We start from the raw sequence: 14928 nt of genomic DNA on the forward strand, positions 1-14928 counted from the left end.
ATGGCTGTGAAGTCGAAGTCCGACGCGCGTTCGCGTCGTCACGCCCGCCTTCGCAAGAAGATCGTGGGCACCGAGGCGCGTCCGCGCCTGGTCGTCACCCGTTCGGCCCGCCACGTGTTCGTGCAGCTCGTGGACGACAGCAAGGGCCACACCGTGGCCTCGGCATCCACGCTCGAGAACGACCTGCGCGCGTTCGACGGTGACAAGACCGCCAAGGCCCGCAAGGTCGGCGAGCTGGTCGCCGAGCGTGCGAAGGCCGCCGGCGTCGAGGACGTCGTGTTCGACCGCGGTGGCAACCGCTACGCGGGTCGTGTCGCGGCGATCGCCGAAGGCGCGCGCGAGGGAGGTCTGAACCTGTGAGTGACGCAACTACTCAGAATGTGGAGAACGACGTGACCGCAGAGGCCACTGAGCAGACGGCCGCCGCCGAGGCGCCCGTCGAGCGCGAGCGCGAGCCGCGCCGCGGAGGCCGCGAGCGCAGCCAGACGCGTGACCGCGGTGGGCGTGACGCCGACAAGAGCCAGTTCCTGGAGCGCGTCGTCACCATCAACCGTGTGTCGAAGGTCGTCAAGGGCGGTCGCCGCTTCAGCTTCACGGCGCTCGTCGTCGTGGGCGACGGCAACGGTCTCGTGGGCGTCGGCTACGGCAAGGCGCGTGAGGTCCCCCTCGCCATCTCGAAGGGTGTCGAAGAGGCCAAGCGCAACTTCTTCCGCGTTCCCCGTGCCGGCTCGACGATTCCCCACCCCGTCCAGGGTGAGGCCGCCGCCGGTGTGGTGCTGCTGCGCCCCGCCGCTGCCGGTACCGGTGTCATCGCCGGTGGTCCCGTCCGCGCCGTGCTCGAGTGCGCCGGCATCCACGACGTGCTCTCGAAGTCGCTCGGCTCGTCGAACACGATCAACATCGTGCACGCGACTGTCGAGGCACTCAAGAGCCTCGAGGAGCCCCGTGCGGTCGCCGCCCGTCGAGGTCTCGACTTCGACCAGGTGGCCCCCGCGCGTCTGATCCGGGCCGAGGCTGACGCCGCGGCCGCAGCGAAGGCAGGTGTCTGATGGCCGCGCGCCTGAAGGTGACCCAGGTCAAGTCCAAGGTGAGCGAGAAGCAGAACCAGCGTGACACGCTGCGTTCGCTGGGTCTGAAGCGGATCGGCGACTCGGTCGTCCGTCCCGACGACGCGCAGACGCGCGGTTACGTCAAGACCGTCGCCCACCTCGTGAAGGTTGAGGAGATCGACTGATGGCCGAGAAGGCTGAGAAGGTGACCGAGAAGGTCGCCGAGAAGAAGAGCACGGCTGCGAAGAAGCCTGCTGCGAAGAAGGCGCCCGCGAAGAAGGATGCCGAGGTCTCGCGCCCCGGTGTGCTGAAGGTGCACCACCTGCGTCCCGTCCCCGGGGCCAACACCGCCAAGACCCGTGTCGGTCGCGGTGAGGGCTCGAAGGGTAAGACGTCGGGCCGTGGTACCAAGGGCACGAAGGCGCGCTACCAGGTCAAGGTGGGCTTCGAGGGTGGGCAGATGCCCCTCCACATGCGCACTCCGAAGCTGCGCGGGTTCAAGAACCCGTTCCGCGTCGAGTACCAGGTGGTCAACCTCGACAAGCTCGCGGAGCTGTACCCGACCGGTGGCGACGTCACCGTCAGCGACCTCGTCGCCAAGGGTGCCGTGCGCAAGAACGAGAAGGTCAAGGTGCTCGGCACCGGCGACATCTCGGTCAAGCTGACGGTGTCCGTCGACAAGGTCTCGGGTTCGGCCGAGCAGAAGATCGTCGCCGCGGGCGGCGAGATCAAGTAAGTCCACGGCAGGGGCCGGCACGACCACTCGATTCGTTCGAGGACCGGGTGCCGGCCCCTGTTGCCGTACTCTGGGAGACGGTGTCTGCGGCCACGGCCGCCTGACCCGTCCGACCACTGGAGGAAATCCCCTTGTTCAGCGCCATCGCGCGGGTCTTCCGCACTCCGGATCTCCGCCGGAAGATCTTCTTCACCCTGTTCATCATCGCGATCTATCGCCTGGGTGCGCACGTCCCGACCCCGTTCGTGAACTACCCGAACGTGCAGAGCTGTCTGCGTGAGACCGGCTCGGCCAGCGAAGGCCTGCTGTCTCTGGTGAACCTCTTCTCCGGCGGTGCGCTGCTGCAGCTGTCGATCTTCGCGCTGGGCGTCATGCCCTACATCACCGCGACGATCATCGTGCAGCTGCTGCGCGTGGTGATCCCGCACTTCGAGGCGCTGTACAAGGAGGGCCAGGCCGGTCAGGCCAAGCTCACCCAGTACACCCGCTACCTCACGATCGCGCTGGCGCTCCTGCAGTCGACGACCCTCGTCACGGTCGCCCGGTCGGGCCAGCTGTTCGGCACCACCTCGATCGCTTCCTGCAACAGCCTGCTGACCAACGACGCGTGGTGGGCGCAGCTGCTCATGATCATCACCCTGACCGCCGGCACGGGCCTCATCATGTGGTTCGCCGAACTCGTCACCGAGCGCGGTGTCGGCAACGGCATGTCGATCCTCATCTTCACCTCGATCGCGGCGACCTTCCCGGCCGCGATGTGGTCGATCGCGCAGTCGCGCGGCTTCGAGGTGTTCCTCCTCGTCCTCATCGTCGGCATCATCGTGATGGGTCTCGTCGTCTTCGTCGAGCAGTCGCAGCGGCGCATCCCCGTGCAGTACGCCAAGCGCATGGTCGGCCGTCGCACGCTCGGCGGCACGAACACCTACATCCCGATCAAGGTCAACATGGCCGGCGTCGTGCCCGTCATCTTCGCCTCGTCGCTGCTGTACATCCCTGCGCTGATCGCGCAGTTCAACCAGACGCCGGATGCCAATGGCAACGTGCCGGGCTGGGTGACGTGGATCCAGTCGTACCTCACCCAGGGCGATCACCCGCTGTACATGCTGCTGTACTTCCTCCTGATCGTCGGGTTCACGTACTTCTACGTCGCGATCACGTTCAACCCGGTCGAGGTCGCCGACAACATGAAGAAGTACGGCGGCTTCATCCCGGGCATCCGTGCCGGACGCCCGACGGCCGAATACCTCGACTACGTGCTCACGCGCATCACCCTGCCGGGCGCGATCTATCTGGGTCTGATCGCCCTGCTGCCGCTGATCGCGCTGGCGACGGTGGGTGCCAACCAGAACTTCCCGTTCGGCGGCGCCTCGATCCTCATCATCGTGGGTGTCGGTCTCGAGACGGTGAAGCAGATCGACGCTCAGCTGCAGCAGCGTCACTACGAAGGGCTCCTGCGATGACGCTTCCGCGGCTTCTGATCATCGGACCCCAGGGGTCGGGCAAGGGCACGCAGGGCGCGCGCGTCGCCGAGGCGTTCCGGATCCCGGCGATCTCCACCGGCGACGTCTTCCGCGCGAACGTCAAGGAGGGTACGCCCCTCGGGCAGCAGGTGCAGGCGATCATCGAGGCGGGCGACCTCGTTCCCGACGAGCTCACCGGCGCGATCGTGCGCGACCGCCTCGCGCAGGACGACGCCGCCGGCGGCTTCCTGCTCGACGGCTACCCGCGCAACATCGGCCAGGTCGGCGACCTCGACGCGTTCCTCGAGGAGCGCGACGAACCGCTCACCGGCGTGATCGAGCTGTCGGTGCCCCGCGAGGAGTCGATCCGCCGCATCGCGCTGCGGGCCGCCGAGCAGGGGCGCAGCGACGACAACGACGAGTCGATCGCGAAGCGGCTCTCGATCTACGAGTCCGAGACCGCGCCGATCCTCGACGTCTACCGCGACCGCGGCGTCGCGTTCGAGGTCGACGGCGTGGGCACGCTCGACGAGGTGTTCGAGCGGATCATCACGGCGCTGGCCGCGCGCGGCATCGTCGCCTGAGCGGCTGACCGTGGGACTGCGCCGCTCACTGTACAAAACGCCCGCCCAGCTGCGGGCGATGGTCGAACCCGGCCTCATCACCGCCGCTGCGCTCGACGCGGTGCGGGCGCTCATCGCGCCGGGCGTGACGACGGGCGAACTGGATGCCGCGGCATCCGCCGTCATCACCGCCCGCGGTGCGCAGTCGAACTTCCAGCTGGTGCGCGGCTACCGGCACACGACGTGCGTGTCGGTGAACGACCAGGTGGTGCACGGGATCCCCGGAGACCGGGTGCTGGAGCCGGGCGACATCGTGTCGATCGACGCCGGTGCGCAGCTGCGCGGCTGGAACGGCGACTCGGCGATCACGATCGTCGTGCCGGGCGGCGACCCCGTCGTCACCGCGGCGCGCGAGCGTCTGTCGGAGGTCACGCGCGGCTCGCTCTGGGCCGGGGTGGCGGCCCTGGCATCCGCTCGCCGCGTCGGTGAGATCGGCGATGCCGTGCAGGGCTACATCGAGCGTGCCGCCGCAGAAGACGGTCGCGAGTACGGCATCCTGCGCGACTACGTCGGGCACGGGATCGGCCGCAAGATGCACGAGGGGCCGACGGTGTTCAACTACCGGGTCGCCGACCTCGGACCCGAGGTGCGTCCGGGGCTCTGCCTCGCGATCGAGCCGATGGTGACCGCCGGATCGGATGCCACGTTCGTCGAGGACGACGACTGGACCGTCACCACCGTCGACGGCTCCGACGGCTCGCACTGGGAGCACAGCGTCGCCGTGCACGAGGGCGGTATCTGGGTGCTGACCGCCCCCGACGGCGGCGCCGCCGACCTCGCTCCCTTCCACATCACCCCCACCCCCCTCGCCTAACCCCGGTTTCCCCGCCGAGCCGCTACGCCGCGTGCGAGCCGCTACGCCGCGGACGGTACGGATCGTGGCGGTTCGGCCGCGCCGTAGCGGCTCAGCGCAGAGGGCGGGGAGTTCTCCACAGGGGGCGAGTTTGTGGATTCGTCCACCGACTGGGGGGTGGGGCGTCCAGAGAGGGCGGCACTGGGCCAGGGTGAGCGGCATGCTCATTCACGAAGCACGTGCGGCGATCAGGTCCCGCGCCCAGATCGAGGCCGCGGGACTGTCGACACGCGAGATCACTGCGCGCGTGCGCGCCGGCACACTCGTCCGCATCGACCAGGGCTGGTACGCGGATGCCACGGCCTGGCGCGACTCGTACACGGAAGGTCGGCACCTCATGCGCGTCGTCGCGGCCGACGCGCGCCGCACCGGCGGCTCGGACCTCGTGTACTCGCACACGGCGGCCGCGGTGATCTGGCGGCTGCCGCTGTTCCGCATCGAGCCGCAGCGCGTCCACCTCAGCGGTCGCAGCGCGAGCGGGCACGTCCTGGCATCCACCCCGACCGTGGCCCGGCACGAGGTCGCCGTCCCCACCGCCGACACCGTCGAACGCGAGGGGCTGCGCTGCACCTCGCTGCCGCGCACCGTCGCCGACCTGCTTCGCGGGACGAGCGAAGAGACCGGCCTCGCCCTCGCGGACGCGGCCGTACGCCTGCGGGCCTATGACGAGAGGACCGGCCTCTACGACGAGGCCGCCGCGGAGGCACTCCGGGCGCAGGTCGCCGCCCGCCTGCCGCGCGGGGGACGCGGCGTGCGTCAGGCGCGTCGGATCCTCGGGCTCGCGGACGGCCGGGCGGCGTCGCCGGGCGAGAGCGTGAGCCGGCTCTACCTGCTCGACCTCGGCTTCGCGGTGCCGCGCCTCCAGGTCGCCATCCCGGGCCCCGCCGGCCGGAACTACTACGTCGACTTCGGGCTCGACGACGCGGATGCCTGGGGCGAGTACGACGGCGAAGGCAAGTACCTCGATCCGCGGCTGCGGGGCGCGGGCGTCGATGCGGCGCAGGTCGTCCTCGAGGAGAAGATGCGCGAGGACTGGATCCGCGGCACGACCCACCGTCGCTTCCCCCGCTGGGGGAAGGCCCACACCGTCTCCGCCGCCGCCCTCGGCGCCCGCCTCGCCGCCTTCTCCGTCCACCCGCCTCGCTGACCCCCGCCGAGCCGCTACGCCGCGTCCGACCCGCCATGGTCCGGACCGTCCGCGGCGTAGCGGCTCGCACGCGGCATAGCGGCTCGGCGAGAGGGGAGAGGGAGAGGGAGGGGGCGGGGTTCTCGGGGGATGCATAGGTGGGGATGGGGGAAGATAGGAACGCGCGGCGTGGGCCGCAGGTGAGAGAGGCACAGACATGGCGAATGCGGCAGCGGGCAAGACCAACTGGTTCGCGATCTGGGTGAGTGTGGCCGTCGTGGCGGTCGTCGCCGTGGTCGTCGCGCTCGTCGTCTGGATGAACAACAGCGCGACCGACCCCGGCACCGCGCCGAGCGGGTCGGGCATCGACCAGCAGACCGGCGCCGTCGTCGTCGGCTCGGGCGAGCAGACCCTCGACATCTACATCGACTTCATGTGCCCGGCCTGCAGCCAGTTCGAGCAGACGTACGGCGACGAGATCCTCGACCTCGTGAACGACGGCACGATCACCCTGAACATCCACCCCATCGCGATCCTCGACCGCTATTCGCAGGGCACGGAGTACTCCACCCGCTCCGCGAACGCGATGTACTGCGTCGCCGAGGCCGACCCCGACGCCGCCGTCCCGTTCATGCAGGCCATGTTCGCCCAGCAGCCCGACGAGAACTCCACCGGCCTCACCGACGACGAGATCCTCGCGATCGCGAAGAGCGTCGGCGTCGAGGGCATCGACTCGTGCGTGACCGACGGCACGTACAAGAAGTTCGTCGCCTCGATGACCGACAAGACGCCGATCGCCCCGGGCTCGAGCGGCATCGGCACCCCGACGATCGCGGTCAACGGCGAGGTCATCTCCAACACCACCATCCCGGCCAAGGGCCAGTTCAAGACGCTGTTCCAGTAAGCGGCAGGGATGCCTGGACGGGCCGTGCCGAGCGATCGGTGCGGCCCGTCCGCCGTCTCCGCCGAGAGCGCCGAGACGAGACCAGCGAGACGAGCGCAGCCGGTGCCCCCCGGGTTCGTCTGGGCGGAGCCCGTGTGGACGGTGGACGGCGAAGTCACCGACTCGCCGACGGCCTGAGCTTCGACGACTCGTTCTCGGGCACGGTCGTCTGCACGGCGGACGGGCAGTCGACGACCTATCCCTGGACCGCGTCGGCGGGCGAGGCGACGGCCGCGACCGAGGTGCCGGTCGGGAGTTCGTGCACCGTCACCGAGACGACGCCCGCGAACCCCGCCGGCGGCACGTGGCAGTCGCCGGTGATCACCCCGGCATCCTTCACGGTGGATGCCGCGGGCACCGCGATCTCGGTGACCGTCACGAACACGCTGCAGCCCGACGAGCCCGTGACGCCCGTCGAGCCCGACCAGCCGCTGCAGCCGGGGCTTCCCGGCACGGGCGGCACGGTGCCGTGGTGGGCGATCGCGCTCGGCGGTGTGCTCGTCGTGGGCGGCGCGTCGGCGCTGATCGTGGCGGCGCGTCGCCGCCGGCACGGTGAATGACCGGCGGTTTGCCGCGCGACGAAGTATCACCTACACTGGATCTTTGGTGCCTTGCGCCTTCATTGGCGTGTCGCAGCACCGAACAATCCCATCCACCGCAGACCGACCGGTCTGCCGAGCGTAAGCGAGCGTATGGCGAAGAAAGACGGAGTCATCGAGATCGAGGGTGTGATCTCCGAGGCGCTGCCCAATGCGATGTTCCGCGTTGAGCTGACCAACGGGCACAAGGTCCTCGCGACGATCTCCGGCAAGATGCGGCAGAACTACATCCGCATCATTCCCGAGGACCGAGTCGTCGTGGAGCTCTCGCCCTACGACCTCACCCGCGGACGCATCGTCTACCGCTACCGCTAGACCGGTCGAGAAGTAACACCCCTCCGCCCAGAGCGCCGCTCGGGCGCGGAGTCGGGTGAAGACAGCGAGCAAGGAAACATCATGAAGGTCAACCCGTCCGTCAAGCCCATCTGCGACCACTGCAAGGTCATCCGTCGTCACGGTCGCGTCATGGTCATCTGCAAGTCGAACCCGCGTCACAAGCAGCGCCAGGGCTGAGCGTCAGACGAGCTCACTCACAACTCAATACACACAACAGGCAGCGTCAGATTCCGCGCGAGCGGAGGACACCCCGGGTGGAGGCCCGGGCACCGATGCTGCTCCACACCTCCACCTACTCCTAGGAGAACCGCATGGCACGTATTGCCGGCGTTGACATCCCGCGCGACAAGCGCGTGGTGATCGCCCTCACCTACATCTACGGCGTCGGCCGTACCCGCTCGGTCGAGATCCTCAAGGCCACCGAGATCGACGAGTCGATCCGCGTCAAGGACCTTTCCGCCGACCAGCTCGTCGCACTCCGCGACTACATCGAAGGCAACTACAAGGTGGAAGGTGACCTGCGCCGCGAGGTCGCCGCAGACATCCGCCGCAAGGTCGAGATCGGCTCGTACCAGGGTCTGCGCCACCGTCGCGGCCTTCCCGTGCGCGGCCAGCGCACGAAGACCAACGCGCGTACCCGCAAGGGCCCCAAGCGCACCGTCGCCGGCAAGAAGAAGGCGCGCTAAGCGCAGCGCCCGGTCAACACAGGGTTTTAGGAGAACACGCACATGGCACAGGCCAAGACCGCCGCGCGCAAGCCGCGCCGCAAGGAGAAGAAGAACATCGCGCTGGGCCACGCCCACATCAAGTCGACGTTCAACAACACGATCGTCTCGATCACCGACCCCTCGGGCGCCGTGATCAGCTGGGCGTCCTCGGGTGGGGTGGGCTTCAAGGGCTCGCGCAAGTCCACGCCGTACGCCGCAGGCATGGCCGCCGAGTCGGCCGCCCGCCAGGCGCAGGAGCACGGCGTGAAGAAGGTCGACGTCTTCGTGAAGGGCCCGGGTTCGGGCCGCGAGACCGCGATCCGTTCGCTGACCGCCGCGGGCCTCGAGGTCGGATCGATCTCCGACGTCACCCCGCAGGCACACAACGGCTGCCGCCCCCCGAAGCGCCGCCGCGTCTGACTCTCGATGACGGATGCCACGGACACCGTGGCATCCGTCGCCGTCGACTTTCCACAACTCAACACCTCTTGCAATCGCACGTGTCATATAGCGGGCACGTGACGGAAAGGAACACATAGTGCTCATTGCACAGCGTCCCACTCTGACCGAGGAGAAGATCGGCGAGTTCCGCAGCCGATTCGTGATCGAGCCGCTCGAGCCCGGCTTCGGTTACACCATCGGCAACGCGCTGCGTCGCAGCCTGCTCTCCTCGATCCCCGGGGCTGCGGTCACCAGCATCCGCATCGACGGCGTGCTGCACGAGTTCAGCACCATCCCGGGCGTGAAGGAGGATGTCACCGAGATCATCCTCAACATCAAGCAGCTCGTGGTCTCGTCGGAGCGCGACGAGCCGATCACCGCCTACCTGCGCAAGACCGGCGCCGGTGAGGTCACCGCCGCCGACATCTCCGCTCCGGCCGGTGTCGAGGTGCACAACCCCGAGCTCGTCATCGCGACGCTCAACGACTCGGCCCGCTTCGAGCTCGAGCTGACGATCGAGCGTGGCCGCGGCTACGTCTCGGCGACGCAGAACCGCAACGAGTACGCCGAGGCCGGGCAGATCCCGATCGACTCGATCTACTCGCCCGTGCTGAAGGTCTCGTACCGCGTCGACGCCACCCGTGCCGGTGAGCGCACCGACTTCGACAAGCTCGTGCTCGACGTCGAGGCGAAGCCCTCGATCACCCCGCGCGACGCCGTCGCCTCGGCCGGTCGCACGCTGACCGAGCTGTTCGGTCTCGCCCGCGAGCTGAACGTCGAGGCCGAGGGCATCGAGATCGGCCCCGCGCCGGTCGCCGAGGTCGTCTCGGGCGAACTGTCGATGCCGATCGAGGATCTCGACCTGTCGGTCCGTTCGTACAACTGCCTGAAGCGCGAGGGCATCAACACGGTGTCCGAGCTCGTCGCCCTCTCGGAGACGCAGCTGATGAACATCCGCAACTTCGGTCAGAAGTCGGTCGACGAGGTGCGCGACAAGCTCATCTCGCTCGGTCTGTCGCTGAAGGACTCCGTGCCCGGCTTCGACGGCGCGCACTTCTACGGCGGCTACGACGACGAGACCATCTGATCGACGCCCGACCGGTCTGCTGACATTTTCCCTCTGGAGTAACTGACATGCCCAAGCCCACCAAGGGTCCCCGCCTCGGAGGCGGCCCCGCCCACGAGCGCCTGCTGCTCGCCAACCTCGCCGCCGCGCTCTACACGCACGGTGCGATCACGACGACCGAGACGAAGGCCAAGCGCCTGCGTCCGCTCGCCGAGCGCCTCATCACCTTCGCCAAGCGCGGCGACCTGCACGCCCGTCGCCGGGTGCTGTCGGTCATCGGTGACAAGGAAGCCGTGCACGTGCTGTTCGCTGAGATCGCGCCGCAGGTCGCCGACCGTGAGGGGGGCTACACCCGCATCACGAAGATCGGCAACCGCAAGGGCGACAACGCCCCCATGGCCCGCATCGAGCTCGTGCTCGAGCCGGTGAACCCGAAGCCGAAGTCGGCCAAGAAGTCGGCCGCCGCGGCGCCCTCCGCCGAGGCTCCGGCCGAGGAGGTCGCCGTCGAGGGGACCCGCGCCGAGGTCGAGGTCGAGGAGACCCAGGCCGCCGAGGCCGGCGCCGAGTCGCAGGCCGAGGGCGAGGCTGCTGAGGCCGCCGCTGCCGACGCCGTCGAGGAGAAGTCCGAATAAGCGTCTCCCCTCGTTTCGAGGCCCGCACCCTTCCGGGGGTGCGGGCCTCGTGCGTTGCGGCGGGGAAGGCGCGGGTAGGGTGACAGCGTGACCGAGTCGAGCCTGATCTCCCGTATCGACCGCCTGCGCCACGGCGCTCCGACGGGGATGGCCCAGCACGAGGCCGTCGCGCAGTGGCGCCCGCCGACCGAGGCCGACATCGATGGCATCCATGCGGTCGCGGCGGCCGCCGACGCGGTCGACCACCCGAACTGGGGGACGGCGCGGGAGGAGATCGCCGACACCTTCGATCTGCCGCACATCGACCACGCCCGCGACTCGCTGGTGGCGGTGGATGCCGAGGGCGCGATCATCGCGTTCGGATCGGCGTTCCTGCACCCGGCGCGCGTGGGCGTACTCACGGTGAACCTCGCCGGCGCGGTGCATCCCGACTGGCGTCGCCGCGGCATCGGCACGGCGCTGTTCGGCTGGCAACGGGCGCGGGGACTGGAGGCGGTCGCGGAGGCCGCCGCCGAGGTCGGCGCCGGCGACGGCGCCGCGGGTGCGGGCGGTGCCGAGGATGCGGGCACGGCGTGGACGGCCGACCTCAAGACCTACGCCGAGGAGGGCAACCTCGACGCGCGCGCCATCGCGGAGAAGGCCGGCTTCACCGCCGAGCGCTGGTTCACGTCGATGGAGCGCGACATGCGGCTGCCCGTGCCCGAGATCACGGCGCGCGACGGCGTCACCGTCGTCCCCTACACGCGCGATCGCGACGACGACGCGCGCCTCGCGCACAACGACTCCTTCCGCGACCACTGGGGCAGCCAGCCCTCGCAGCCCGAGACGTGGGCGAAGTTCGTCGGCGGGCCGTTCTTCCGCCCCGACCTGTCGCGGCTGGCGATCAGTGCCGACGGCGCCGTGGTGGGCTATTCGCTCGTGTCGGTCAACGAGGACGACTGGGTGGCGATGGGCGCGTCGAGCGGGTACATCGAGCTCATCGGTGTGGTGCGCGCGTATCGCGGGCGCCGGATCGCCCCCGCGGTGATCGCGGGCACCCTCACGGCGATCCAGGCCGCCGGGCTTGAGCGCGCCGTGCTCGACGTCGACACTGCGAGCCCGACGGGCGCCCACACGCTCTACGAGGGGCTCGGCTTTCACCCCACCGAGCGGTCGGTCGCGCTCGTCGAGCGGGTCTGACGGCGGCGGATCCGACGCGGGGTGCGTCAGCGGGCGTCGAGTGCCCGTCCCTCCGCCTGCGCCAGCGCCCAATGGACCATGCCCGCCCGGTAGCCGACGTCGGCGGGACGGTTGGCGAGCGCGTCGAGGGCTCCCGCGACGGTGTCGGCGTAGACCGCGCCCCCGGTCGGACCCGGGTGGATCTGGTCGCCGGCGAGCAGGTCGACCTTCGGCGCGATCGCCCGTGACCAGTCGGCGACCGCAACTCGCGGATGGGTCGCGGCGAACGAGGTGAGCTCGGTGTTGACCCCGTCGATCCAGTCGCGCGGGGCGAACGCGTTCACGAGCACCAGGCAGCGCTCCGGGCCCACCGCGTCGTACAGGGTCTGCAGCTCCTCGTCGTCGACCGGGCCGTTCGTGCCGAGCCCGATGACGACGTAGTCGCGCAGGGCGCCCTGTGCGGCGAGGGTCTGCACGATCTCGCCGCCCTGCCACATCGACCGCGACACGGCCGCGTCGATCTGCATCCCGGGCCGTTCGTCGAGCAGGCCGCCGGCCGAGGCGAGCATGACCGAGTCGCCGACCGCCGTGATCCGGTCGCCGGGGACGGGGGTGTGGACCGGCGGCAGCGGGCGGCCGTCGTCGGCCCGCGGCGGTCGGGCCGCGACGCCGGGCGCCGGCGGAAGGGCGCCAGGTACGGCCTCCCCCGGTGCGGCCGACGTAGACGCGGACGGCTCCGGTGCGCGCGGCGTGGGGCTGGCCGCGGGCGGCGTGGGGGTGCCGTTCGGCGCGGGGGCGGCGGATGCCTCGGCGAGCGCCTCGAGGCCCGCCTGCACGACGGCCTCGCTCGAACTCACCGGGGGAGCGGCGGCCACCGCGGCGGCGGTGCCCACCGCGCCGAGCGCGCCGGCGGCGACGACGGTGATCGCGCCGAAACGGCGCACCGGGGTGGCGCGCAGTCGGAGGCCGAGAGCGCGCACGGCGCCGCGCGCGCCGAGTCGGCGAACGGGCTGCTCGAGCACGCGGTACGACACCGCCGACGCGCCGAGGGTCACCACGAGCGCGGTGACGCCCACGGCGAGTGGAATGGCGGTGTCGACGATCGTTCCCGTGGCGGCGATCGTCAGCAGCACGACCACCGGCCAGTGCCAGAGGTAGATGCCATAGGAGCGCTCGCCGACCCAGCGGAGCGGAGCGACGTCGAGCGCCCGGCCGAGGGGCGAACCGGGCGAGACCGCGGCCGCGATGACGACCGCCGTCAGCACCGACGCGATGAGCGGAACGGCGGGGTAGACGGACGCGCCGTCCGGCCACGACGACACCACGAGGAGCCCGATCAGCGCCGCACCGCCGACGAGAGGCATCCCCACCGCGATGCCGGCGCGGCCCGTCGTGGGAGTGGCACCCCCGGCGGTCGCGCTGCCGGCCATCCTGCTGCTCGAACGGTCGAGGGCGAAGGCCAGCGCGACGCCGAGCAGCAGGCCGAACGCGTGCGTGTCGGTGCCGTAGTAGGCGCGCGTGAGGGTCGCGCCCGACGCGAGCGCACCGACCGCCCAGGTCGCCGACCCGGCGGCGAGGACGAGCGCCGCTCCCACCCGCATCCAGCGGCGTCGGGCCAGCATCAGCACGGGAAGCATCAGCGGCCAGACGAGGTAGAACTGCTCCTCGACCGCGAGCGACCACAGGTTTCGGAACAGCTCGGGCTCGCCGGCGCTGAAGTAGGTCGAGCCGCCGGCGATCGCGAGCCAGTTGTACGAGAACGTCGCCGCGCCGAGCGCCTGCCGCCCGAGTCCGACGAGCACATCCCCGCCGATCAGCCAGGCGAGACTCGCGCAGACCGTCACGACCGCGGCGAGGGCGGGGAGCAGCCGCCGCGCGCGGCGTTTCCAGAACGCGGCGAGGGCGATCCGCCCGGTCGCCGCGCGCTCGCGCAGCAGCAGCGAGGTGATGAGAAAGCCCGAGATGACGAAGAACACGTCGACGCCGACGAAGCCCGATCGCAGGAACCAGGCCGGGAAGAGGTGGTAGAGCACGACGATCAGCACGGCGACGGCGCGCAGGCCGTCGAGCCCGGCGTAACGGGGCGCGGTGGGTGTGATCATGATCCAGAGGCGGTGCGAAGCGGGCGGCCGAAAGTCGGCGGGGGCGCCGCGGCGGGGCGGGGCGGATGCCGACGGTGGAGCCATCAATTCTACGTCCGCCACCTGTGCGACGCGCGCACGGAGGGCGACGAACACGGGTCCGGATGCCGGCGTTCGCGGTGGGCGCCGGAGTCGGGTAGGACTGAGGCATGGATACGGATGTGCTGGTCGTCGGCGAGGCCCTGATCGACATCGTGGCCGGTGACGACGGCGCCGATCGTGAGCTCGTCGGCGGCAGCCCTGCGAACGTCGCGGTCGGTCTCGCGCGGCAGGGGCACGCGACGCGGCTGCTCACGCGTATCGGCCGCGACGAGCGCGGCCGGCGCATCGCGACCCAGATCGAGGAGTCGGGCGCCCGCGTCGACGAGCGCTCGTTCACCGACGCACCGACCTCGACCGCGCGGGCGCGGCTGCGCCCCGACGGCTCGGCCGAGTACGAGTTCGCGATCGACTGGGCGGTCCCCGCCGCCGACGCCCGCGACCTCGCCGGCGTGCGCGCCGTGCACACCGGATCGATCGCGCTCTTCCTCGAGCCGGGCGGCACGGCCGTGCTCGACACGCTCCGCGCCGCGGCGGCAGCGGGCGCGATCGTGAGCGTCGACCCGAACATCCGGCCCGCGCTCGTCGGCGACCACGCCGGCGCGCTCGCGAGGTTCGGCGAGGCCGTGGCATCCGCCGATCTCGTCAAGCTGAGCGATGAAGACGCGCGCTGGCTGTACCCCGATCTCGACGACGAGGAGGTGCTCACGCGGATCGCGGAGCTGGGGCCCGCTCTCGTCGTGATCACCCGCGGAGGGGAGGGCCTGCTCGCGCGCGGTGCGCACGGCGTCGTCGCTGCGGCCCCGTACGTCGTGACGGTGGCCGACACGATCGGCGCGGGCGACGCCGCCATGGCGAGCCTCGTGTCGAGCGTGCTGGACGACCCGCGGGTGCTCCCCGAGGCGTACGCGCTCGAGACGGTCCTCCGCCGCGCGGCGGTCATGGCCGGCATCACGGTCTCGCGCGCGGGCGCCAACCCGCCGACGCGTGCCGAGGTCGACGCCCGGCTAGGCTGACCG

At 70.5% G+C, this 14928-nt stretch carries 19 protein-coding genes; 18 read left to right on the forward strand and 1 reads right to left on the reverse strand.

The genetic code is table 11. The annotated features are described in order from the left end of the window. The 17 genes from rplR to LOK55_RS10140 all read left to right on the forward strand — a co-directional run bounded on the left by rplR (position 1) and on the right by LOK55_RS10140 (position 11750). Positions 1-360 (forward strand): 50S ribosomal protein L18, encoded by a 360-nt coding sequence (rplR, locus tag LOK55_RS10060; RefSeq protein WP_141380837.1) that lies wholly within the window; start codon positions 1-3, stop codon positions 358-360. Then, entirely contained in the window at positions 357-1049 is a 693-nt protein-coding gene (rpsE, locus tag LOK55_RS10065) for a 30S ribosomal protein S5 (protein ID WP_141380836.1), read from the forward strand. The genes rplR and rpsE overlap by 4 nt, the downstream gene beginning before the upstream one ends. Next, a complete protein-coding gene (gene rpmD, locus LOK55_RS10070) occupies positions 1049-1234 on the forward strand; it encodes a 50S ribosomal protein L30 (protein WP_023954062.1) in 186 nt (61 codons plus the stop codon). The genes rpsE and rpmD overlap by 1 nt, the downstream gene beginning before the upstream one ends. Further along, the gene (gene rplO, locus LOK55_RS10075; RefSeq protein ID WP_229935263.1) at positions 1234-1785 is read left to right on the forward strand and encodes a 50S ribosomal protein L15; all 552 of its coding nucleotides are present in this window, start codon (positions 1234-1236) and stop codon (positions 1783-1785) included. Before rpmD ends, rplO begins: the two co-directional genes overlap by 1 nt. A 131-nt stretch (positions 1786-1916) precedes the next feature. Further along, positions 1917-3245, forward strand: coding sequence for a preprotein translocase subunit SecY (gene secY, locus LOK55_RS10080; RefSeq protein WP_196323704.1), 1329 nt, complete (start codon positions 1917-1919; stop codon positions 3243-3245). Next, the gene (locus LOK55_RS10085) at positions 3242-3829 is read left to right on the forward strand and encodes an adenylate kinase (protein WP_229935264.1); all 588 of its coding nucleotides are present in this window, start codon (positions 3242-3244) and stop codon (positions 3827-3829) included. The genes secY and LOK55_RS10085 overlap by 4 nt, the downstream gene beginning before the upstream one ends. Before the next feature lie 10 nt (positions 3830-3839). After that, positions 3840-4682 carry a type I methionyl aminopeptidase gene (gene map / locus LOK55_RS10090; protein WP_229935265.1) on the forward strand — a complete coding sequence of 281 codons (843 nt, stop codon included), beginning with the start codon at positions 3840-3842 and terminating at the stop codon, positions 4680-4682. Between the two features lie 199 nt (positions 4683-4881). Next, on the forward strand, positions 4882-5868 hold the full coding sequence (locus tag LOK55_RS10095; RefSeq protein ID WP_229935266.1) for a hypothetical protein: 987 nt from the start codon (positions 4882-4884) through the stop codon (positions 5866-5868). Positions 5869-6064: 196 nt separating this feature from the next. Further along, the gene (locus LOK55_RS10100) at positions 6065-6751 is read left to right on the forward strand and encodes a thioredoxin domain-containing protein (RefSeq protein ID WP_229935267.1); all 687 of its coding nucleotides are present in this window, start codon (positions 6065-6067) and stop codon (positions 6749-6751) included. A gap of 134 nt (positions 6752-6885) precedes the next feature. Then, complete coding sequence (locus tag LOK55_RS10105; RefSeq protein ID WP_229935268.1) at positions 6886-7350, forward strand: DUF5979 domain-containing protein; 465 nt, start codon at positions 6886-6888, stop codon at positions 7348-7350. Positions 7351-7482: 132 nt separating this feature from the next. Beyond that, positions 7483-7704, forward strand: a complete 222-nt coding sequence (gene infA, locus LOK55_RS10110; RefSeq protein WP_028496510.1) for a translation initiation factor IF-1 — start codon at positions 7483-7485, stop codon at positions 7702-7704. Between the two features lie 81 nt (positions 7705-7785). Then, positions 7786-7902, forward strand: a complete 117-nt coding sequence (rpmJ, locus tag LOK55_RS10115) for a 50S ribosomal protein L36 (protein WP_005050492.1) — start codon at positions 7786-7788, stop codon at positions 7900-7902. 134 nt (positions 7903-8036) lie between these two features. Next, positions 8037-8411: a 30S ribosomal protein S13 gene (gene rpsM, locus LOK55_RS10120; RefSeq protein ID WP_196323698.1), complete on the forward strand. Its 375-nt coding sequence runs from the start codon at positions 8037-8039 to the stop codon at positions 8409-8411. A gap of 42 nt (positions 8412-8453) precedes the next feature. Beyond that, positions 8454-8852 carry a 30S ribosomal protein S11 gene (gene rpsK / locus LOK55_RS10125; protein ID WP_141380968.1) on the forward strand — a complete coding sequence of 133 codons (399 nt, stop codon included), beginning with the start codon at positions 8454-8456 and terminating at the stop codon, positions 8850-8852. Between the two features lie 118 nt (positions 8853-8970). After that, positions 8971-9960 carry a DNA-directed RNA polymerase subunit alpha gene (locus LOK55_RS10130; protein WP_196323697.1) on the forward strand — a complete coding sequence of 330 codons (990 nt, stop codon included), beginning with the start codon at positions 8971-8973 and terminating at the stop codon, positions 9958-9960. A 47-nt stretch (positions 9961-10007) separates the two neighbouring features. Continuing rightward, positions 10008-10571 (forward strand): 50S ribosomal protein L17, encoded by a 564-nt coding sequence (rplQ, locus tag LOK55_RS10135; RefSeq protein ID WP_229935269.1) that lies wholly within the window; start codon positions 10008-10010, stop codon positions 10569-10571. An 87-nt stretch (positions 10572-10658) separates the two neighbouring features. Continuing rightward, positions 10659-11750: a GNAT family N-acetyltransferase gene (locus tag LOK55_RS10140; RefSeq protein ID WP_229935270.1), complete on the forward strand. Its 1092-nt coding sequence runs from the start codon at positions 10659-10661 to the stop codon at positions 11748-11750. A gap of 26 nt (positions 11751-11776) precedes the next feature. Here the strand turns inward: LOK55_RS10140 and LOK55_RS10145 are convergent, their stop codons facing one another. Then, a complete protein-coding gene (locus LOK55_RS10145) occupies positions 11777-13831 on the reverse strand; it encodes an acyltransferase family protein (protein ID WP_229935271.1) in 2055 nt (684 codons plus the stop codon). Between the two features lie 188 nt (positions 13832-14019). On the opposite strand from LOK55_RS10145, the gene LOK55_RS10150 reads away from it, so the two are divergent. Next, positions 14020-14925, forward strand: a complete 906-nt coding sequence (locus tag LOK55_RS10150; RefSeq protein WP_229935272.1) for a carbohydrate kinase — start codon at positions 14020-14022, stop codon at positions 14923-14925. Positions 14926-14928 lie beyond the last annotated feature (3 nt).

Source organism: Microbacterium sp. F2E (assembly GCF_020905435.1).
GTDB lineage: Bacteria > Actinomycetota > Actinomycetes > Actinomycetales > Microbacteriaceae > Microbacterium > Microbacterium lacticum.